Genomic DNA, 20675 nt, shown 5'->3' on the forward strand with positions numbered 1-20675 from the left:
AGAAAATCCCGGCCGATACAATCAGTATCAACCAAAGGAATCCGTCACAGACAACATGACGGGGTTAATTCATCATGCACTGGCTTTTAGCACACTGTTGAGTTCTCAAGAAACGGACGCGAACACCGTCTGACCGATCCGAAGACCCGTTTTCCGGGGCGTTTCCGCTTTTGTTTTGTTGTCTTCACTCTATTGTCCCCGCCGGTTTCAGTCAAACCAGCGGATCCGCTTAGAATTCCGACCGCCCCGTTTCCGGGACAACCCCTCTAACTTACTCTGCCTTCCGACTCTTGTCGAATCGGCGGGCCGGGCTCGTCTGAGGGAGGCTCCTGATCAGGTGTGCGATCAAGCTCACCGCCTCAGGACTCGTGAAGGTTATGCGCGCTGTCGTGAAGCGTCAAATCGACTCCAGCGCCGACGACGCGCGGCCTTCCCAGGCTGCGAGACCGGCCTGCGCCGAGCGGTCCAGCGCGTCTTTCAGATGCGACCGCGCCTCGTCGTGACGGCCGCACACCACGGCCAGCCGGCCGAGGTGATAACCCACCGGACCGGCCGGAAGCAGGCCGCGCCCGGTGGCCAGAAGGCCGGCGTACGGGAGCAGTTCGGTATATGTCCGGCCGGCGGCCTCGGCGTCGCCGTGGCGCACCTGCTCGGCGGCGCGGAAACAGGTCAGGCTCAGCCGTCCCCAGTTCCGCTCCGCGGGCGACGTGCCGCGTTCCGACAGGGCGCGCAGCAATTCCGGCGGCAGCCGTTCGAGGTCGCCCCGGCCGGCCACGAACCTGTGCGCCGCGGCGACCAGCTCCGCGCCGAAGACGTGCGGACCGGCCGCGTCCGCGGCCGAAAAGGGGATACTCCCCATTTCTCCGGCCAGGATCGACCGCGTCGAACGCCATATCCGATGCAGGAATTCCGCGCCGGGCACCGTCGTCCTCGGCAGCAGTTCCGCGCATTCGGCCGCCCTGCGATCCGCCCCCTCCAGGTCGAACACCTCCGCGTGGGACGGGATCACCGCCAACCGCGCGGCGAGGCCGTACCCGGGCAACCCCGCGCCGTCGGACAGGTCGATCAACTCCCGCGCCAGCCGCCCGATCTCCGCCTCCCGCCCGGCGAGGACCGCCAACCGCAACCGCCCGTACAGCACGGAGGCCAGCAGTCGCTCGTCACCGATCCGCCGCGCCATCCCCTCGGCCTCCACCGCGAGCGCATCCGCACGCCCGCCGGGCGAACCGCCGATCGCCCCGGCCGGGCGCCCGCCCATCAGGGCGTCATACGCCCGGCCACCGCCGTCCGGCCACCCGCCGCCACCGCCGGACGAGCTTCCGTACCCGCGCCCGCCGGACGGCCCCTCCGGCTCCCCGTCCGCCCGGTGATCGTGCGAGTTCTCCGACGGGTCGTCCGGGGTGAGGCCGAGTTCCGTGGCGAGGTTGGCCAGGAGGCGGCAGCGTGCCGGGAAGTCGCCTTTCGGCAGGGCCGCGAGGGCTTCCGCGAGCTGACCGGGAAAGGCGGGATCGGTCGCGGCGTTCGGCGGGCGGGTCCACGGCTCGGGCACGTCGAGCGAGGTCAGGAGCTGGGCGGTCAGCATCGGATCGCGCGCCTCGCCGGACAGGCGGAGCGCGTCGGTTCTCGCGGCCCGGGCGGCCTCGTGGTCACCGGCGTCGCGGTGGGCGCGGATCCGGGCGAGCTGCATCTCCGGGCGGTCGGTGCCGGTGGCGGTCTCGGCGGCCCGGGCCCACCACCGGGCCGCGTCGCCGTACGCCAGGCGCGCCTCCGCCTCGCGGGCCGCGGCCACGCCCCAGCGCGTCGCGAGCGAGCGGGCCGCCCTCGCCGTGTCGGCCGAGCCGCCCGCCGACGCCGGCGGCAGCGCGGCGTAGGCGTGCCGGGCCAGCACGGCGGGCGAGACGGCAGGCGGCGGCACCGGCGCGGCGGCCGAAGCGCGCGGCGCGACCGGGTACGGCTCAATGGACGAGAACACCGACGAGAACACGGACGGGGGCGGCTCGATGGGGCCGTCGCCGGGGCCTGGGCCGGGGCCGGAAGTGGGGTTGAGGCTTGGGCTGGGGTTGGGGCTGGGCCCGGATCTGGGGTTGAGGCTGGGGTTGAGGCTGAGGGTGGGACTCGGACTGACACTGGGGCCGAAACTGGGGCTGGGGCTGGGGCCGGAACTGGGGGTGGGGTGGACGGGCAGGACGTGTGGAGTCATGGGGCGGGGTGGGGTGGAGTTGCGGGATTCGAGGGTGTGGAGGGCGCAGCGGTGGAGGCGGGCGCGTTCCAGGGCGGGGAGGTCGGTGAGGAGGGTTTCGCGGATCAGGTCGTGGGCGAAGCGGAGGCCGGAGCCGGGTTCGGCGATGAGGACGCCGGTGACGACGGCCAGGTCGAGCGCCTCCCTGACCTCGGCCTCGGGCTGGCCGCCGACCTGGGCGAGCAGCACCGGGTCGAGGTCGGTGACCAGGATCGCGGCGGTCACCAGGGTCATCCGGACCGGGGCGGGCAGCCGGGCCAGGCAGCGCCGTACGGCTCCCGCGGTGCCTTCCGCGAGGGCGTGGGTGACGGCCTCGCCCTCGCCCGCGCCGCCGGTGACGAGCCGCAGCACCTGCCTGGCGTAGTAGGGGTTGCCACCGGTGCCGAGGGCGATCCTGTCGATGGTGGCGCGGCCGGCGGGGGCGTTCATCGCGACGAGCATGGCGGCGACGGAGTCGGCGCCGAGGCCGCGCAGCGCGACCCGGGAGCCGCCGAGAGACGCGGGGACCGGCGGCAGCGCCCCGGCGACCAGCAGGATCGGCCCCCTGGCGGTGAGGTGCACGTGCCGCAGCAGCTCGACCGTGGTCTGGTCGGCCCAGTGCAGGTCGTCCAGCACGACCATCAGGGGATGGATCGCGGCGAGGGACTCCAGGTGACCGGTCACGGCGGCGAACATCGCCTCCCGCGCGCCCTCCGTACGCGCCTCCCGGACGGGCTCGTCGGCGAGGAGCGGCGCGAGCGGGCCGTCGGGCGCGCAGGGGCCCTCGCCCGGCGGGTCGTTGCGGCGGAGCAGCTGCCGCCAGGGGTCCAGCGCGGGCGCGCCTTCGACGCAGCTCGCCGACAGCACCGACCAGCCCTGCCAGTCGAGCGCCTGGGCGGCGACGCCGAGCAGGCGGGTCTTGCCGACTCCCGCCTCGCCGGTGAGTACGACCAGCCGCGGCGTGCCGGACTCGGCGTCGTCGGCCAGCCTGCCCAGCTCCCCCATCACGGTCTCCCTGCCGACGAAGGGGTCGGGCGGGGCGTCGGCGTGGGCGTGCGGGAGCAGTTCGGCACGGGGCACGGGCAGGTCGAACGCCCCGTCCCGGTGGCATTCCGCTTCGAGCCTGAGCAGGTCGTGGCCGGGTTCGACGCCGCACTCGTCCCTGATCACGTCACACGCCAGCCGTACCGCGAAGACGGCGTCGGAACGCCGGCCGCAGCGGTGCAGCGCGAGGGCGAGCAGGCACCACAGCGGCTCGCGGTAGGGGTGCTCGGCGGTGAGCCGGCGCAGCTCGTCGATGGTCGCGACGGCGGCTCCCTGGGCGAGGAGCAGGCTGAGCCGCTGTTCGCGGGCGAGCAGGCGCAGCTCGTTCACCCGCTCGACCTCCGCCGCCGCCCAGGGCCGGTCGGCGACATCCGCGTACGGCGTGCCGCGCCAGAGGGCGAGGGCTTCGTCCAGGTCGCCAACCGTATGGGCACGGCGAATAAGGCGCTCGAATTCCTCCACGTCAACGGAAGAAGTCCGTAAGGCGTATCCCGGAGCGAGACTGACCAAGGTTTGAGGTTCGAGTATTCGGCGTAGTGAGGAGATGCACGTCACCAGGGCGCTAAGAGACGAGGTGGGACATTCACCATGAAAAAGGTCGTCAAGCAACCTGTCGACGGGCACCACCGCACCGCGTGCGACAAGCAGCCGGGCCAGGACCGCACGCTGCCGCCGCCCGCCGAGGTCGAGAGGGCCGCCCATGCCCCGCACCTCGATAGGGCCAAGGACGCCGAACTCCCACATACGTGGGATTTCACTCGGTATAGCGGCTCTTCGCAAGCGCCTCGGCGAAGTGCGGCGAATAATCCGGCTAGGGGAGAAATTCGTGGCAATTGATCAACGGTTGCCGCGGGCTTTGATCGTGCTGCTCACCGCGGCGGGCGCGGTCGGCACGCTCGCCGGTGTCAGGGCCGTCTCCTCGATCGTCGGCCCGGTCCTCCTCGCCCTCGTGCTGGTGATCGCGGTCGCCCCGGTGCGCGTCTGGCTGGCCAGAAGGGGCGCGCCCACCTGGGTCCTCGTGCTGGTGCCGCTGCTGATCGTGTTCCTGGTGCTGCTCGGCATGCTGGCGACCATCACGTTCTCCGTGGTGCAGGTGGCGAACCTGATCCCGACCTACTCCCAGGAGTTCGACGTCCTGATGGCGCAGGCCCTGCGACTGGCCGAACGGTTCGGGGTGGGCAGCGCCCAGGTGAACCACGCCATCGCCTCCTTCGACCCGGGCAAGGTGCTCGAACTCGTCCAGACGTTGTTCAGCAGCCTGCTGGGAGTGCTGTCCAGCCTGCTGCTCATCGTCGTCGTCCTGCTGGCGATGTGCCTGGACGCGCCCGCCTTCGCCCGCATCCTGTCCGCGGGCGCCGGCCACCGGCCGCACCTCATCACCGCCCTGGCCGCGTTCACCAGCAAGACGCGCCGCTACCTGGTCGTCTCGACGGTCTTCGGACTCATCTGCGCCGTGCTCGACGCGGGCGCGCTCTACCTGCTGAGCGTCCCGCTGCCGGTGCTGTGGGGCGTGCTCGCGCTGATCACGAACTACATCCCCAACATCGGCTTCGTCATCGGCCTGGCGCCGCCGGCCCTGCTCGGGCTGCTCGACGGCGGCGTGCGCACGATGATCCTGGTGATCGTCGCCTATTCGCTGATCAACGTGGTCATCCAGTCGTTCGTCCAGCCGAAGTTCCTCGGCGACGCGGTCGGGCTGAACACGACGATGACGCTGCTGTCGCTGATCGTGTGGACGTTCGTGCTGGGGCCGCTGGGCGCGCTGCTGGCGATCCCGCTGAGCCTGCTGACCCGCGCGCTGCTCATCGACAGCGACCCGAGCGCGGGCTGGGCCGCCGCCCTCATCTCCGGCGAACGGCCGCCGCCCGCCGGTCCCGAGCCCCGTGACCGTCCCCCCGCCCCGAGACCATCCTCGAGATCCGCGCCGGGACCCGCCGGGCGCGCTCCGGTCCTCCCCCGCCCCGGCGAACCCCGTCCGGAACCCTGAGCCGCCCCGGGAGTTCGAACAGGTGTCCCGGACAGGGCCGTGACCCGGGACGATGCCGTCCGGCGAGGGCTTTAACCTGGAAGGCGTGTATCGCGAGTGGGCCCCGCATCCGGCGTTCGCCGGCCGGATCGCCTGCCTGTGGCGGCTGTGCGCGGAGGCCGAGGGGACCCAGCCGGTGGTGCCCGACGGGTGCGTCGACCTGATCTGGGCGCCGGGCGGCCCGCAGGTCGCCGGGCCGGACACCGGGCCGCATCCGGTCCGGCTCGCCGCGGGCGACGTCTATCTGGGGATCAGGTTCCTGCCGGGCGCCACCGGCGCGGTGTTCGGCGTGCCGGTGGAGGCCCTGCGCGACCTGCGGGTGCCGCTGGCCGACCTGCCCGCCGCCGGCCACCCCGGCGCCGAGGTGCACGACCCCGCCGACCTCATGCGGGCGGCGGCCGTACGGCTCCGCCGGACGCCCGAGCCCGATCCCGGCGGCCCGGCGATCGCCGCGGCGCTGCGGGACGGCGCCAGGATCGCCGGGGTGGCGGCCGGCCTGGGGCTCAGCGAGCGGCAACTGCACCGGCGGTGCCTGCGGCTGTTCGGCTACGGACCGAAGACGCTCCAGCGGGTGGTGCGGTTCCAGCGGGCGTTGCGGCTGGCCCGGGAGGGGCGCCCGTTCGCCCAGGTGGCGGTAGAAAGCGGCTTCACCGACCAGGCGCACATGGCCAACGACGTGCGCCGCCTCGCCGGCGTGCCGCTCGGCCACCTCCTCGGCTGACCGCTCAGCCGGCCGGCTGGGACATCGGGACCGTGCGGCGGCCGGGCGCGTCCCGCCCGGTTCCGGGGCGGGCCAGGCGGCGGCCCCACGGCATCGCGGCGGCCAGCACAGGGAGCAGCACGATCGAGCTCATCGCCCACGGCGAGTGGCGCAGCCACCACTCGTGCCCGGTCCACTGGGTGAGATAGAGGTAACCGGTCCCGGCCCACAGGGCGCACCCGAGCACGGCGGCCCATGCGAACCTGGTGGGACGGGCCACCAGGAACGGCATGAACCACAGCAGATACTGCGCGCCCAGCCGTGGCGTGACGACCATGAAGGCGAGCAGCACGGCCGTGGTGAGATCGACCGGGTCGGCCCTGCGCCACAGGAACGCCACCACGAGCAGCGTGACGTAGATCAGATAGGTGCCGAACCGGGCCAGGCCGCCGTCCAGGGTCCAGTCCCCGCCGACCGCGATCGCGGTCCAGCCCCACTCGCCGACGATCGGCCGGATGTCCCGGATGATGCGGATCACCTCGGGGATCTGGCCGACCGGGGTGCCCGCGAAGACCGGCAGGGTGACCAGGAAGAACACCGGGGCCGCGCCGGTGGCGACGAACCCGGCCACCCGCGCCCGCAGGCCGGGCAGGAGCAGCAGCATCCCGGGGATCAGCCAGATGGGCCAGCTTTTGGCGCAGAGCGCGAGGCCCATGAGCAGCCCGGCGCAGACCGCGCGGCGGGTCGCGTCCGGCCTGGGGGCGAGGGCCGCCGCGAGCGCGCCGCCCGCGCCGAGCGCCGACACGCCCGCCCTGGCCCGCGTCCACAGCTGCCCGAAGGTGCCGGTGAGCCCTTCGCGGTGCGGGTCGCCCGGCCCGCGGGCGACGATGAAGGCCGCCACGCCGAAGACCAGCGCCACCGGCTCGACCTGCCCGTGCACGGAGGCGACGAGGATGCCGAGCGGGTTGCAGGCGTACTGGAAGGCGCGCAGCGAAGCCGTACGGCCGCCGGCGAGCGCGCCGACCAGCGGGATCAGCACGACGTCGGCGACGACGGTGACCAGTCGCCCGGCGATCTCCCACGGGATGCCGAGCCACAGCAGCAGGCCGTAGACGTAGGGGATGGTCGGCAGGAAGTGCCAGCCGCCGTCGCTGCCGAGGACCGGGTCCACCCGGTCGAGGACGGCCTCGCCCGCGGGTTTGAAGCTGTTGACGAAGTCGACCGGCTGCCAGCTGTCCGCCGCCGACGCCGCCATGATGAGCACCCGGAAGCCGACGCCGACGGCCAGCGCGACCGCCAGGCTCGGCCGCCACCCCCGCCACTGGGCGGTGATCGCCAGCGCGACACCGGCGATGAGCACGATTCCCGTGAGAACTGCGTAGTCCATGACCCTCCGCGGCCGCGAACCAGCCCCCGGCCATGGAAGGGCGTGCGGTCGCGGCACCGGGCCTGCGGGCACGCCAAGGCCGCAGGGAGGCGTGGAGCGGCCCCTGTCGACAACGTGTCCACCACCATAACGCCGTGTGATGACACGATTGCCCAGAGTGAGGAACGTGGGGCCGGAACCGCGCCGGGGCACGGGGTGAAATGCCGGTGTCCGCCCCCTCAGGGTGTCGAGGGGGGCGGGACCGGTCAGGGCAGGGCGTCGAGGGGGGCGGGACCGGTCAGGGCAGGGCGTCGAGGGGGGCGGGACCGGTCAGGGCAGGGCGTCGAGGTAGGGCCGGTGCGCGCGGGAGAACTCCGAGCCGTTGTACCTGTCCCAGTTGATGGACCACGTCATCAGCCCGCGCAGGCCGGGATAGACGCCCCGCGGCCGGTAGGGGCCGCAGTTGACGCCCTTGGCCAGGCAGTCCACGGCCTTCTGCACCTCGGCGACCGTGGTGAAGCCGTTGCCCGCGTAGGGGGCGGCGGGCAGGCCGATGGCGACCTGGTCCGGGCGCAGCGCGGGGAAGACGGCTCCGCCGGCCACCGGGAACCCGGCGAGCAGCATGTCCGTCATGGCCACGTGGAAGTCGTGGGTGCCCATGGTGTGGTAGGCGTTGTCCAGGCCCATGATCGGCCCGGAGTTGTAGTCCTGCACGTGCAGCAGCGTGAGGTCGTCGCGCAGCGCGTGGATGACCGGCAGGTAGGACGCGCTGCGCCGGTCGGCCGAGCCGTTCGCGCCCGGCCCGTAGAACTGGTAGCCGAGCTGCACGAAGAACGTCTCCGGGGCCATCGTCAGCACGAAGTCGTCGCCGTAGCGGGCCTTGAGCGTCCTCAGCGCCGAGATCAGGTTGACGATCACCGGGGTGGTCGGGTTACGGAAGTCGTCGTCCCCCTGGTTCAGGTAGAGGGAGTGGCCTTCGAAGTCGATGTCCAGCCCGTCGAGGCCGTACCGGTCGATGATCTCGCCGACGGACCGGACGAACGCGTCGCGCGCGGCCGTGGTGGTGAGCTGCACCTGGCCGTTCTGGCCGCCGATGGAGATGAGCACCTTCTTGCCGGCCGCCTGCTTCGCCCTGATGGCGGCGGTGAACTCCGCCTCGCTTTCCACGGTGGGGCACTCGGCGGCGGGGCACAGCCGGAAGCGGATGTCGCCGGAGGTGACGGAGGTGGGCTCGCCGAAGGCCAGGTTGATCACGTCCCAGGCGTCCGGCACGTCGCGCATCCGCACGTAGCCGGACCCGTTGGCGAACGACGCGTGCAGGTAGCCGACGAGCACCCGTTCCGGCAGCGTCCCGTCCCCTCCGCCGCCGGCGGCCGGCGCGGTGGTGCCGCTCACCTCGGGCGTGTACGCCGAGCAGTTGCCCGACGGGTCGCACGCCCTGACCCGGAACCGGTAGGTCGTCGCCGCGGCCAGGCCGGCCTCGACGTGCCGGGTGACGTTGCCGACGCCGGTCGCCGCGCCGCCGTTCCTGGACACCTCGTAGCGCGCGACGGTGCCCGAGTCGTCGGCCGAGGCCGACCAGTTCAGGGTGAGCGAGCCGGCGGTCGCGCCGCCCACGGTGAGGCCGCCGGGGACGCCGGGCGGGGTGACGTCGGGGCCGCCGCCGTCGCCGGCCGGGCCGTCGAGCACGATGTCGTCGGCCAGGTAGGCGCCCTGGCCGTACCAGCCGTTCACCTGGATCGTGACGGACGTGGTGGCCGGGCCGGTGGTGAAGGCGACGGCCAGCCGGGTGTAGGCGGAGGGCGAGGACGCCCAGGTGCTGGCGTCGGTGGTGCCGGTGCCGGTCACGCCGAGGAAGGTGTAGGCTCCGCGCACCCAGCCCGACAGCGCGTAGGCGGTGCCGGGGCGGACCGCGACCCGCTGCCGGCAGGGGGCGGTGTCGCTGCCCTGCGGAGTGGCCTCCAGCGCGGCCGATCCGCCGTGCACCGGGGTGGCCACGGTCCTCGCGGTGGGCCCGCAGGTCCAGCCGGACAGCCCGCTCTCGAAGCCGGGGTTGGTGGCGATGTTGGCGGCGAGGGCGGGGCCGGCGTGCAGCCCGGCGAACCCGAGGGCGATCACGGCCGCCGCCGCGATCGTGCGAAGTCTCATGGCGAACCCTTCGGCGAGGGGTACGGCTCGCGCCCGAGGGGGGTCTCCTCCCGGGCAGGAGGATCGGGCGCGAGCCGTACCGGTCTGGGAGCGCGGGTCAGAAGCCCGCGGTGATCCGGGTGAAGTCCCAGTCGTTCTGGGCGATGCCGCTGCAGCCGGCCTGGACGCCGCCGTCGGGGCAGGGCCGGTCGCGGTTGACCGACCAGTAGGCGAGCCGGGTCAGCCCCCTGGCCCTGGCCCAGTCGCGGATCTGCGTCCAGGCGGCGGTGGAGGTGGGTTCCTGCTGGTCGGACAGGCCGTTCATGCCGGAGATGCCCATGTGCGCGTACGCCGTGGCGTCGTTCCACCCGAAGGCGGACTTCAGGGCGTTCTTCAGCCCTTCGGACGCGTTGACGGTGTCGGTGTAGATGTTGGAGCTGCCGAAGTTGAACGGCATGATCGTGTAGTTGTCGATCGGCACGCCGAGCGCCCTGGACTGGTTGATCAGGCGGACGCCGTGCGCGTCCGGGCCGGTCCTGGTGGTGCCGAAGGTGACGGCGATCTTGACGTTCGGGTTGTTCTGCCGGACGATCTTGAGGCCGTTGAGGATGCGGTCCTGGACGGTGTAGTTCGCGAACTCGTCGGAGTTCTCGATGTCGAAGTCGACCACGGCCGGGCCGACGGCGTTGATGACCTGCTGCACGGCCCCGGCGAACGCCTGCGGGGTGGCGCAGTTCGGGCCGAGCTTGTTGCCCGACCAGCCGCCGAAGGACACCTGGACGCTGCCGCCCGCCGCCTTGATCTGCGAGATCGCCGCCGCGTCCGGGCCGCCGGCGAGCGGCCGGTTGCCGTCCCACGCCGGGGTGCATCCGCCGCTGGACAGGATGAACGCCATGGTGAAGGACCTGACGCCGGTGGCGCTCATCACGGCGGCCGGGCTCGGCGGGTTGCCCCAGCCCATGTAGAGGTAGGGCGCGCCGGGCATCTTGCCGCCGGTGGGCGGGTTCGCGCAGCCGGTGGTGGTCCCGGTGACCGGCGCGCTCGCCGCCGACTCGCCCTGCGCGTTGTACGCCCGGACGGTGTAGGTGTGCGTGGTGCAGGCCCCGAGCCCGGAGATCGTCGCGCCGGTCCCGGTGACCGTGGCCCGGACCGCCGTGCCCTCGTAGACGCGGTAGCCGGTGACGGTCCCGCCGGAGGCGGCCCAGGACAGCGAGATGGCGCCGTTGGTGCTCCCGGTCACGACCGGCGCGCCGGGGGTGCCGGGCGCGCCCGGGTTGCCGGGGTCGCCGGCGCAGGACGCGCCGTTGAGCGTGCAGTTGCCCGGTACGGCCGCGCCGGGGCTCGCGACGAACCCGAAGCTGACGCTCGCCCCCGGCGCGAGCGTGCCGTTCCAGCCCACGTTGGTGAAAGTGAACCGCTGGCCGCTGCGGGACATCGCGGCGTCCCAGGCGGAGCCGACGTTCCCCCCGGCGGGCAGGTCGAACGCCAGCGACCAGCCGTTGATCGGCGCGGTGGTCCCGTTGGTGATCGTGTACTTCCCCTCGAAGCCCGACCCCCACTCGGAGGTCTTCACGAAGGTCGCGGTGGCGGGGGCGGCGTGCGCGGGGGCCGCCGCCGCCAGCCCCGCCGCGCCCAGTGCCAGTGCGGTCAGTACGGCGGTGGCCGTACGGCGGAATCTCATGTCTGCTCCTCGGGGGGTCAGGGCAGGGTGGCGAGATGGGGCTTGACGGTCCGGGAGAAGTTCCAGTTGTGGGCGGCGTCCCAGTTGATCGACCAGGTCATGGCGCCGCGGATGCCGGGATAGGCGCGGGGCGGGACGAAGCTGCCGCAGTTGACCCGCTTGGCCAGGCAGTCCAGGGCGTTGTTGACCATGGAGGGGGCGACGACCCCGCCGCCCGCGGCGCCCGGTCCGGCGGGCAGGCCGAGCGCCACCTGGTCCGGGCGCAGGCCGTTCTCCAGTTGGATGCAGGCCAGCGCGACCATGAAGTTGACGCTGCCCTGGCCGTACGCCTGGGACTGGTCGCAGCCGAGCATGGAGCCGGAGTTGTAGAACTGCGTGTGGACGACGGTGAGGATGTCCCTGATGGACAGCGCGAGCTGGAAGTAGCCCATCCCGGTGGACTGCATGTCGATGGTCTGCGGGGCCATCGTGATGATCAGGTCGGCTCCGGCCCTGGCCCGCAGCTTGCGCAGCGCGTCGGCCATGTAGGTGGCGTTGAGCCCGTTCTCCAGGTCGATGTCCACGCCGTCGAAGCCGTAGCTCTGCATGAGGGCGTAGGCGCTGTCGGCGAACGCGGTGGCCGCCTGCGCGTTGCCCACCTGCACCCGGCCCAGCTCGCCGCCGACCGAGAGGATCACCTTCTTGCCGCGCGCGTGCAGGGTTTGGATGTCGGCGCGGAACTGCGCGTCGGTGTAGCCGCCCAGCGCGGTGGACAGCGCGGGGTCGAGGTGGAAGGCGAGCTGCCCGGGGGTGGCGGTCGCCTCGGCGAAGGACACCGCGACCAGGTCGTACTCGGCGGGCACGGCGCCGAGCCGCAGTTCGACGGCCGCGTTGACGAAGTTGTGCCAGTAGCCGGTGAGGAAGTGCCTGGGCAGCGTCCCTCCGCCGCCGGTGCACCCGGTGGTGGTGGCGGTCACCGGGTCGCTCGCCGGCGACTCGCCCTGCGCGTTGTAGGCCCGGACGGTGTAGGTGTGCGTCTCGCAGGCGCCGAGGGACCCGATCGTGGCGCTCGTCCCTGTGACGGTGGCCTTGACAGCGGTGCCCTCGTAGACCCGGTAACCGGTCACCGTGCCGGTGGAGGCGGTCCAGCCGAGCGCGATCGACGACTGGCCGCCGGTCGCCGTGGGCGTGCCCGGCCTGCCGGGCAGGGTGGGGTCGGGCGGGTTCGTCACGCCGCCGCAGGACGCGCCGTTGAGCGTGCAGTTGCCCGGTACGGCCGTGCCGGGGCTCGCGATGAACCCGAAGCTGACGCTCGCCCCGGGCGCCAGGGTGCCGTTCCAGCCCACGTTGGTGAAGGTGAACCGCTGGCCGCTGCGGGACATCGTGGCGTCCCACGAGGAGCTGACCGCGGCGCCCGCGGGCAGGTCGAAGGCCACCGACCAGCCGTTGAGGGTGGCGGACGTGCCGTTGGTGACCGTGTACCTGCCTTCGAAGGCCGACCCCCACTCGGAGGTCTTGACGAAGGTGGCGGTCGCCGAAGCCGCGCTCGCGGTGCCCGGCGTGAGGATCACGGCAGCCGCCGTGAGTAAGAGCGTGAGGATGAGGACGACGGGGTTTCGAGTGTGGCGCATGGCAACCCTCAAGCCTGTTGGGACTTTCTTTTAGGAAAGTTTCCTAAGAGTTGTCGTGATCGTAGCTTTGACACCCGTCCCTTACAAGGCCCAAAAACGGGCCACCGGCCTCCCCCGCTCCGGTCAGTCCATCCCGCGCCTGCCCGGTGTCCAGAAGGGCTTGGTGACGACCCGCCTGCGGTCCCAGCCGCGCTCCTGGACGAGGTGGGCGCGGACGGCCTGGATCGTCCGCGCCTCGCCCGCCAGGTAGGCCACGCCGGGGGTGCCGGGCAGGTCGAGGTCGCGCACGGCGGCCACCAGGGCCTGCGAGGCTGCGGCCGGGGCGCCGTGCCGGCAGATCCGCACGAGTTCGTCGCCGCAGGGCAGGTCGAGGTGGTCCGCCGGGGTGTCCGCCTCGACGACGCCGAGCACCCGCCCGCCCGCCGGCAGGGCGCGCATCATGGCCCCGAAGGCGACCGACGCGGTCTCCTCCCCGGCGAACAGGTGGTAGGGCGCGTCCGGCCGGACGGCGAAGTCGCCGCGGGGGCGGGTGAAGGTCACCTCCTGGCCGCACCGGGCCTCGCGCACCCAGGTCGCGCCCGGGGCGTCGCCGCCGTGGTCGAACCCGACCAGGTCGAGCGCCTCCCAGGTGGGATCGTGCCGCCAGACCGAATAGGTGCGCAGCGCGTCCTTGACCGCTCCGGTGAGCAGGCCCCTGGCCTGGAAGGGACCGCCGACGAGCACCCGGACGTGCTGCCCCGGCGTCCAGGTCAGCCCGGCCATCGCGGGGCCGACGATTCTGATCCGGCGCATGCTCGGCGTCACCGTCTCCACGGCTTCGATCGTGCCGGTGACCAGGACGCGTTCGAGCAGCGAGCGGACCGGACCGCGGGTCGTGGGCATGGGCGGGTTCCCCTCTTCTAGACGTATCAGCAATGTATCGCGATATATCGTCCGAAGATTCCTACCCAAGGAGGATCTACTCCCGTAACCCTGCCTCTCGACAACAGCCGACAAGTGAGCCAAAGGCCGCTTTTACCTGGTTTGACGCGATCGATACCTTGTATCCGTCATAGCGCTACATCGTGTGGAGTGCGGCATGTTCTTCGGCGTCACGGACCTGTGGACGTTCACCGTCGGGGCGTTCTTCATCATTCTGCTGCCGGGGCCGAACTCGCTGTTCGTGCTGTCCACCGCGGCCCGGCACGGCGTGCGGCGCGGCTACCGGGCCGCCGCCGGCGTCTTCCTCGGCGACACGGTGCTGATGGTGCTCGCCTCCGCCGGGGTCGCCTCGCTGCTGCAGTCCACCCCCGCCCTCTTCACGGTGCTCAAGTACGCCGGCGCCGCCTACCTCGCCTGGATCGGCCTGCAGATGCTCCGCTCGGCCTGGCGCACGTGGCGCCCCCGTCCGGTCGCGGAGGCCACCTCGGTCACCGAGGTCACCGAGGTCGGGGTCACCGAGGTCGCGGTGACCCCGGCCGCCGACCGACCGTTCAGGAAGGCGCTGACGATCAGCTTGCTCAACCCGAAGGCGATCCTGTTCTTCGTGTCGTTCTTCATCCAGTTCGTGGATCCGGCCTATGCGACGCCCGCGCTGTCGTTCGTCATCCTGGGCGCGATCTGCCAGGTGTTCAGCATGCTCTACCTGTCCGTGCTGATCTTCAGCGGGACCTTCCTGGCCGGGCAGTTCCGGCGGCGGCGCGCGCTGTCGGCGGGCCTCACGATGGGCGCGGGCGCGCTGTTCCTCGGATTCGGCGCGACGCTGGCCACAGCCAGTCTTGGTTGACCTTGAGGGCCACGCTGACCAGGGAGAGCACCAGCTCGGCGTCGGCGGGGCCCTCGACGTGCACGGTGACCCACCCGGGCCGGCTGCCCGGCGTGACCTGGCCGCACGCCGTGAGCACGGCCGCCCAGCGGGCGATGACCGGCGCGGTCAGCAGGACCTCGGCCGTGTGGTCGCCGGGCATGCGCACGATCTCCCTGCCGCGCGCCCGGAAGACCAGGCCCCGGCGGTTGCGCCGCAGGACGAGGTCGGGCCAGGTCATGAGCCGCGAGGCGACGAACGCTACACAGTCGGTGGACCCGTCGGGAGCACGCGCGAGGACTGGCACATGTCACATGCTCCCGGACCGGGGCGCATCCTGATAGGTTCCGTTTCCGAACCGTTACACTCCCCAAACACGGCCTAATTAGGACGACTTATACCCATTCGCCAGTCGGCCGGTGTGCAGCCACCACCGTCGGGTACTGTGGTCCATCGACGTCCATACCGTTACATCATCGTAACCCCGACGTGATCTTCCGAGGACGCCTGGAAGCCGAACGACCGGGTAGCCGTCCAGAGCCCGGCGGCCGTCAAAACGGAGCAGCTGTGAACTCCTCGCCCTACACCCTGCCCTGCCTCACTTCGCTCGTGCGGCAGGCGATCCCCCGGCTGCTCGAAGCCGTCGTGGCCCCGATGGTGGTCTTCTACGCCGCCCTCGCCGTGCTCGGGGAGGTGGGGGCGCTGGCCGCGCCGGCGGCCTGGATCTACGGAGGCGTGGCCTGGCGGATGGTACGGCGCCGCCCGGTGCCCGGGACGATGATCCTCGCCGCCGTGGCCATCACCGCGAGGCTGGCGGTCAGCCTGTGGTCCGGCAACCACATGGTCTTCTTCCTCCCGTCGGAGCTGGGCACGATCGTCATCAGCCTGGTCTTCCTGGCCTCGGTCCGGCTGAACCGCCCGCTGGTGCAGAAGCTCGCCATGGACTACGTGGACCTGCCCCCCTTCGTCATGCGGCACGAGCGGGTCCGCCGGTTCTTCGCCAGGATCACCCTGCTCTGGGCGTTCGTCCTGCTGGCCAACTCCACGGTGAGCATCTGGCTGCTGCTGCACCAGTCCTTCGGCAGCTACCTGCTGGTGCGCACCGCCGCCGTCGCCGTGATCAGCGGCCTGGCCGTCGCGGTCTCCGTCTACACCTTCCGCCGGGTGCTCCGCCACCTGCACCAGGACTCCCTCAGGACCGCCTCCGCCACGTCCTGACCCCGGCCCCGACGAAGGTCAGGGGTACGGCATGCCTTTCGGGCGATGTGGGACAGATGACGCGTCCGTAGCGTCGGAGACACACCCGCTTCCCTGACCATGGCCCCAGGGGATCCCGCGCATCTTCCGGGGGCATCCCCGATGGCCCGCGGCAGGGCCCGCGTCAGAGGTTCGGGTGGTGACCTTCCTCACTTCCCACCACGACCGGAGACCGGCCTGCCATGACCGACGCCTTCATCGACTTCCTGCACCAGGTGATGACCTCGCCGTGGGTCTATTCAGCCCTGTTCGCGGTGTCGCTCATCGACGGCTTCTTCCCCGCGGTCCCGAGTGAGACCTCCGTGATCACGGCGGGCGTCTTCGCCGCGACGGGCGATCCCAACCTGCTGGGCGTGATCGCCGCCGCCGCGCTCGGCGCCTTCGCCGGCGACCACGTCTCCTACCTCATCGGCCGGACCGGCGGCAGCCGGCTGCGCCGGCGGATGCGCCCCGGCACCCGCCGCCACCAGGCGTTCTCCTGGGCCGAACGGACGCTGGCCGAGCGCGGCGGGCTGCTGCTCGTGGTGGCGCGCCACATCCCGGGCGGCCGTACCGCGGCCACGATCACCATGGGCATGGTCGGCTACCCCCTGCGCTCCTTCTCGTTCTTCGACTCGCTGGCCGCGGGCTCGTGGGCGATCTACTCCGCCCTGGTCGGTTACCTGGGCGGGCTCGCCTTCGAGAACGACCCCATCAGGGGCCTGCTGCTCGGCCTGGGGATCGCCCTCACCATCACCGTCGTGGTCGAGGTCGCCCGGCACCTCCGCAGGCGCCGCCGTATCCGCGACGAGGCCCCGGAACCGGTCCCGTCGCGGGGCTGAACGCCCGCGGACCCCACGCCGTCCGGCACCGGACGCCGTCCCGTCGACACGGCCGCCACCCCGGCGCCGGGCATCCCGTGCCCGGCGCCGCCCCTTGTCTCCTACAGGGGTGATCCCCAGGACTCTCAGGGCGATCCCCGATGGCCGACCGGGTCTTTCCGGGACGAGGCTGCACTAGTCCGTTGAACGTTCGTTTTCGGATGCCTTCACGAGGTGTCACGGTCACTTCGGCATGTCTTGATCCAGCTTGAGAGGAGGGCGCATGACTGTGCTCGCGGCCGCGTTGGCCCTGCTCGGCTCGCTGTTCTTCGCGCTCGGCGCGGCCGTGCAGCAGTTCGAGGCGGTCCGCGCCGCCGAGCGGGGCCGGACCGGGCTGCTGTCGCTCGCCGGGCGGCCCCGCTGGCTGTTCGGCGGCGTCTCCATCGCGGTCGGCGGCGGGCTGCACATCGTCGCGCTGGCCTTCGGCCCGCTCACCGTGGTGCAGCCGATGGGCGTGGCCTCCCTGCTCTTCGCCCTGCCCATCGCGGCCGCCCTGCACGGCCGCCGGCCCTCCCGCGCGGAGCTGGCCGCCGCCGGGGCGGTGGCCGCCGGGCTGGCCGGGCTGGTGCTCATCGTGCCGCCCGCCACCGGCTCGCCCGACCTGTCCGGCCCGGCCGCGGTCGCGCTGCTGGCGATCGCGGGAGCCGTCGCGCTGGCACTGTGGGGCGGCGCGCGCCTGACTGGCCCCGCGCCGCGGGCCGCGCTGCTGGCGATGGCCGCGGGCGTGCTGTACGGCGCGACCGCCACGCTGACCCGGGTGCTGCTCGACGGGTCGTGGGAGTGGTGGTTCTGGCTCGTCATGCCGCTGCCCGCCCTGGTCGCCCTCGCCGTACTGCAACGTGCCTACGCGATCGGGCGGTTCGGCGTCGCCTTCGCCGCCCTCCAGCTCGCCGACCCGCTGACCGCGATCGCCTTCGGCGCCCTCCTGCTCGACGAACCCCTGCCCACCGGCCCCACGGGCGTGCTCACCGCGATCGCGGCGGGTGCGCTGACCTGTGCGGGCACCTTCGCACTCGCCCGCACCACTCCCCTCCCCCGCTGAAACGGAGCTCTCCCATGGCCATGCCCCTGCCGATCGACGGCGAACGGCCCCAGCAACCCGCCCCGGCGCAGGTCCCCGTCCCCGCGCGGCGCCGCCGGGTGCTGATCGCGACCGACACCTACCCGCCGGATGTGAACGGCGCGGCGTACTTCACCCACCGCCTGGCCGCCGGCCTCGCCGCCAGGGACAACGTCGTGCACGTCGTGTGCGCCTCCGACGACGGGCCGGCCAGGACCGAGCGGGTGGACGGGGTGACGGTGCACCGGATGCGGTCGGCGAGGTTGCCCGGCCAGTCGGGGATGCGGGTGTCGCTGCCCGCCAGGCTGGACCGGCTGATCTTCGGCGTGCGCCCGGACGTGGTCCACACGCAGGGGCACTTCGTGGTCGGCAGGGCCGCGATGGCCGCCGCGCGGCGGGCCCGCACGCCGGTGGTGGCCACCAACCACTTCATGCCGGACAACCTCTTCCAGTTCGCGCACATCCCGGAGCGGATGCGCGCACGGGCCGGAGAACTGGCCTGGCGGGACTTCGTCCGGATCTTCGCGCAGGCCGACCGGGTCACCACGCCGACCCCGACCGCGGCGGGCCTGCTGGCCGGCAAGGGCCTCGCCCGCGAGGTGGAGGCGGTGTCCTGCGGCATCGACCTGTCCCGGTTCCAGCCCTCGAACCGGCCCAAGGCGTGGTCGCGCAAGCTTCTCGGCCTGCCCGACCTGCCGACCGTGCTGTTCGTGGGCCGCCTGGACGAGGAGAAGCGGCTGGACGAGCTGATCCGCGCGCTGCCGTTCGTGCTCAACACGATGGACGCACAGGTGGCGCTGGCGGGCCAGGGCAGCAGGCGGGCCGAGCTGGAGCGGCTGGCCGGCCGGATCGGGGTCGGCGAGCGGGTGCGCTTCCTGGGCTTCGTGCCCGACGAGACGCTGCCGGACGTGTACGCGGCGGCGGACGTGTTCTGCATGCCGGGGGTCGCCGAGTTGCAGAGCATCGCGACGCTGGAGGCCGCGGCGACGGGGCTGCCGGTGGTGGCGGCCGACGCGATGGCCCTGCCCCACCTGGTGCGGCCGGGGGTGAACGGCCGGCTCTACCCGCCGGGCGACGTCCGGGTCCTCGCGACGCACCTGACCGGGCTGCTGGGCTCCCCCGCCGCGCGCGCCACGATGGGCGAGGCGAGCCGGACGATCGCGGCCGGCCACGACGACCAGGCGTCGCTGGCGAGGTTCGAGGAGATCTACGCGGAGCTGGCCCGATGAGCTCGGTGTCGCTGCCCGGCTCCCCGGAGGCCGCCCCGCGCGACCTGGGCCGCGGGGCGGACGCCCGGATCTGGCTGTGGCCGGCGCTGGCCGGCCCGGTGCTCGCGATGCTGGCGCTGGCGTACGCGCACGTGGTGCCGGGCAGCGGGGTCAGCCCGCTGAGCGACCTGACGAGCGACTACGCCCTGCACGACGCCACCCGGGCGGCCATGCTGGTGTGCATGCTCACAGCGGCGATGAGCTGCCTGTGGATCGCCTACGGGCTCACCCGGACCGACCCCGCGGGCACCGCGGCGGCCCGGGTCGTGCTGACCCTGACGGCCCTGGCGCTGACGCTCACCGCGATCTTCCCGACGGATGCCGCGCCCGGTGTGACCTCGCTGGACGCCCAGGTCCACCGCTGGGCCGCCGCCGTGGTCCTCACCGGCCCCGTGTGCGCCGGGTGGGCGCTGAGCCGCCGCCGGACGATGCCGCTGCGCGGCCTGGTACGCGGGACGGGCGTCACCGCCGCGCTGCTCGTGCTGGCCTTCCTCGGCGCCCACCCCGGATCCCCCTTCTCCGTGCTCCTGCACGGCCCGGCGTACTACGGGCTGCTGGAGCGGCTGCTCCTGGTCAGCGAGACGGCGCTGGTCTTCTTCATCGCGCTGTCGGCGCGTCCCGGGCAATAACCAGACACGGAGATATGTCCGGGTTACACTCCTTCCTGAAACCTACGGTAACGTAGGTTACGGTTCCGTAGATCACGAAGGGGAGCATGGAATGCACAAGTCCGGCATCGAGCTCAGCCAGACCCAACTCCTGCACGAGCTGGAGCCGGTGGTCGCCGGTGAACTGGACAGACACCTCAAGGTGGCCAAAGAGTGGTTCCCGCACGAATACGTGCCCTGGAGCGAAGGGCGTACCTTCGACGGCGTGCTGGACGGGGAGGCGTGGCAGGACAGCGACTCCCGGTTGCCCGAGGCGGCCCGCGTCTCGCTGATCGTCAACCTGCTGACCGAGGACAACCTGCCGAGCTACCACCACGAGATCGCCACCGCGTTCGGGCGTGACGGCGCCTGGGGCACCTGGGTGCACCGGTGGACCGCCGAGGAAGGCAGGCACGGCACGGCGATCCGCGACTACCTGACCGTGACCCGCGCGGTCGACCCGGTCGCCCTGGAGCGGGCCCGGATGATCCACATGGGCACCGGCTTCACCAACTCCTACGAGGGGATGCTGCACTCGCTGGCCTACGTCTCCTTCCAGGAGCTGGCCACCCGGATCGCGCACCGCAACACCGGCAAGGTCTCCGGCGACGTCGACTGCGAGCGGCTGCTCGCCAGGATCGCCGCCGACGAGAACCTGCACATGCTCTTCTACCGCAACCTGCTCGCCGCCGCCTTCGAGGTCGCGCCCAGCCAGACCATGCGCGCGGTCACCGACGTCGTGAGCAGCTTCCAGATGCCCGGCCACAGCATCGAGGGCTTCACCCGCAAGGCCGTGATGATCGCCAACGCGGGGATCTACGACCTGCGGCTGCACCTCGACGACGTGCTGATGCCGGTGCTGCGCCAGTGGGAGGTGTTCGACATCAAGGGGCTCGACGGCGAGGGCGAGAAGGCCCGCGACGAGCTTTCGGAGTTCCTCGCCAGGCTGGAGACCAGCGCTTCGCGCTTCGAGGAGCGCCGGGCCGCCAGGCAGGCCGCCGCCGCCGCACGTCAGGCGTAGAATCCGC

Annotated in this window: 16 protein-coding genes; 9 read left to right on the forward strand and 7 right to left on the reverse strand. The window is 72.3% G+C overall.

Translation table 11 applies throughout. The features are described 5' to 3' along the window. Positions 1-397: 397 nt before the first annotated feature. A complete protein-coding gene (locus tag QSK26_RS00005) occupies positions 398-3724 on the reverse strand; it encodes an ATP-binding protein (RefSeq protein WP_285772805.1) in 3327 nt (1108 codons plus the stop codon). 364 nt (positions 3725-4088) lie between these two features. Here QSK26_RS00005 and QSK26_RS00010 point away from each other — a divergent pair, with 364 nt between their 5' ends. Together QSK26_RS00010 and QSK26_RS00015 are read left to right on the forward strand one after the other, a co-directional pair. Beyond that, positions 4089-5249, forward strand: coding sequence for an AI-2E family transporter (locus QSK26_RS00010; RefSeq protein ID WP_285772806.1), 1161 nt, complete (start codon positions 4089-4091; stop codon positions 5247-5249). 85 nt (positions 5250-5334) lie between these two features. After that, positions 5335-6009, forward strand: a complete 675-nt coding sequence (locus tag QSK26_RS00015) for a helix-turn-helix domain-containing protein (RefSeq protein WP_285772807.1) — start codon at positions 5335-5337, stop codon at positions 6007-6009. Positions 6010-6013: 4 nt separating this feature from the next. Here QSK26_RS00015 and QSK26_RS00020 read toward each other — a convergent pair whose 3' ends face one another. The 5 genes from QSK26_RS00020 to QSK26_RS00040 all read right to left on the reverse strand — a co-directional run bounded on the left by QSK26_RS00020 (position 6014) and on the right by QSK26_RS00040 (position 13654). Beyond that, positions 6014-7375 carry a putative hexosyltransferase gene (locus tag QSK26_RS00020; protein ID WP_285772808.1) on the reverse strand — a complete coding sequence of 454 codons (1362 nt, stop codon included), beginning with the start codon at positions 7373-7375 and terminating at the stop codon, positions 6014-6016. Positions 7376-7684: 309 nt separating this feature from the next. Beyond that, the gene (locus tag QSK26_RS00025) at positions 7685-9502 is read right to left on the reverse strand and encodes a chitinase (RefSeq protein WP_285772809.1); all 1818 of its coding nucleotides are present in this window, start codon (positions 9500-9502) and stop codon (positions 7685-7687) included. 97 nt (positions 9503-9599) lie between these two features. Further along, entirely contained in the window at positions 9600-11162 is a 1563-nt protein-coding gene (locus tag QSK26_RS00030) for a cellulose binding domain-containing protein (protein ID WP_285772810.1), read from the reverse strand. 17 nt (positions 11163-11179) lie between these two features. Further along, entirely contained in the window at positions 11180-12772 is a 1593-nt protein-coding gene (locus tag QSK26_RS00035) for a chitinase (RefSeq protein WP_285772811.1), read from the reverse strand. A gap of 123 nt (positions 12773-12895) precedes the next feature. Further along, positions 12896-13654, reverse strand: coding sequence for a siderophore-interacting protein (locus QSK26_RS00040; RefSeq protein WP_285772812.1), 759 nt, complete (start codon positions 13652-13654; stop codon positions 12896-12898). Between the two features lie 196 nt (positions 13655-13850). Here QSK26_RS00040 and leuE point away from each other — a divergent pair, with 196 nt between their 5' ends. Further along, on the forward strand, positions 13851-14537 hold the full coding sequence (leuE, locus tag QSK26_RS00045; protein ID WP_285772813.1) for a leucine efflux protein LeuE: 687 nt from the start codon (positions 13851-13853) through the stop codon (positions 14535-14537). Here leuE and QSK26_RS00050 read toward each other — a convergent pair. Then, on the reverse strand, positions 14470-14862 hold the full coding sequence (locus QSK26_RS00050) for a luciferase domain-containing protein (protein WP_285772814.1): 393 nt from the start codon (positions 14860-14862) through the stop codon (positions 14470-14472). The genes leuE and QSK26_RS00050 overlap by 68 nt on opposite strands. Positions 14863-15122: 260 nt before the next feature. On the opposite strand from QSK26_RS00050, the gene QSK26_RS00055 reads away from it, so the two are divergent. From QSK26_RS00055 to QSK26_RS00080, 6 genes are all read left to right on the forward strand, one after another. Then, positions 15123-15773, forward strand: coding sequence for a VC0807 family protein (locus tag QSK26_RS00055; RefSeq protein WP_285772815.1), 651 nt, complete (start codon positions 15123-15125; stop codon positions 15771-15773). Between the two features lie 221 nt (positions 15774-15994). Next, on the forward strand, positions 15995-16633 hold the full coding sequence (locus QSK26_RS00060; RefSeq protein ID WP_285772816.1) for a DedA family protein: 639 nt from the start codon (positions 15995-15997) through the stop codon (positions 16631-16633). A 262-nt stretch (positions 16634-16895) separates the two neighbouring features. Continuing rightward, positions 16896-17714, forward strand: coding sequence for a DMT family transporter (locus QSK26_RS00065; protein WP_285772817.1), 819 nt, complete (start codon positions 16896-16898; stop codon positions 17712-17714). A 14-nt stretch (positions 17715-17728) separates the two neighbouring features. Then, on the forward strand, positions 17729-18961 hold the full coding sequence (locus tag QSK26_RS00070) for a glycosyltransferase (RefSeq protein ID WP_285772818.1): 1233 nt from the start codon (positions 17729-17731) through the stop codon (positions 18959-18961). Further along, positions 18958-19629, forward strand: coding sequence for a DUF998 domain-containing protein (locus tag QSK26_RS00075; RefSeq protein WP_285772819.1), 672 nt, complete (start codon positions 18958-18960; stop codon positions 19627-19629). Before QSK26_RS00070 ends, QSK26_RS00075 begins: the two co-directional genes overlap by 4 nt. 91 nt (positions 19630-19720) lie before the next feature. Continuing rightward, positions 19721-20668: an acyl-ACP desaturase gene (locus QSK26_RS00080; protein ID WP_285772820.1), complete on the forward strand. Its 948-nt coding sequence runs from the start codon at positions 19721-19723 to the stop codon at positions 20666-20668. Positions 20669-20675 lie beyond the last annotated feature (7 nt).

Origin of the sequence: Microtetraspora sp. NBRC 13810 (assembly GCF_030268685.1) — a bacterium.
In the GTDB taxonomy this organism is placed as follows: domain Bacteria; phylum Actinomycetota; class Actinomycetes; order Streptosporangiales; family Streptosporangiaceae; genus BSRQ01.

Excerpts from the sequence above, each read along its gene's own strand:
- QSK26_RS00025 (WP_285772809.1), bottom strand. The coding sequence starts at position 9,502 with ATGAGACTTCGCACGATCGCGGCGGCGGCCGTGATCGCCCTCGGGTTC.
- QSK26_RS00030 (WP_285772810.1), bottom strand. The coding sequence starts at position 11,162 with ATGAGATTCCGCCGTACGGCCACCGCCGTACTGACCGCACTGGCACTG.
- leuE (WP_285772813.1), top strand. The coding sequence starts at position 13,851 with ATGTTCTTCGGCGTCACGGACCTGTGGACGTTCACCGTCGGGGCGTTC.
- QSK26_RS00080 (WP_285772820.1), top strand. The coding sequence starts at position 19,721 with ATGCACAAGTCCGGCATCGAGCTCAGCCAGACCCAACTCCTGCACGAG.
- QSK26_RS00020 (WP_285772808.1), bottom strand. The coding sequence starts at position 7,375 with ATGGACTACGCAGTTCTCACGGGAATCGTGCTCATCGCCGGTGTCGCG.
- QSK26_RS00075 (WP_285772819.1), top strand. The coding sequence starts at position 18,958 with ATGAGCTCGGTGTCGCTGCCCGGCTCCCCGGAGGCCGCCCCGCGCGAC.
- QSK26_RS00035 (WP_285772811.1), bottom strand. The coding sequence starts at position 12,772 with ATGCGCCACACTCGAAACCCCGTCGTCCTCATCCTCACGCTCTTACTC.
- QSK26_RS00070 (WP_285772818.1), top strand. The coding sequence starts at position 17,729 with ATGGCCATGCCCCTGCCGATCGACGGCGAACGGCCCCAGCAACCCGCC.
- QSK26_RS00040 (WP_285772812.1), bottom strand. The coding sequence starts at position 13,654 with ATGCCCACGACCCGCGGTCCGGTCCGCTCGCTGCTCGAACGCGTCCTG.
- QSK26_RS00065 (WP_285772817.1), top strand. The coding sequence starts at position 16,896 with ATGACTGTGCTCGCGGCCGCGTTGGCCCTGCTCGGCTCGCTGTTCTTC.
- QSK26_RS00060 (WP_285772816.1), top strand. The coding sequence starts at position 15,995 with ATGACCGACGCCTTCATCGACTTCCTGCACCAGGTGATGACCTCGCCG.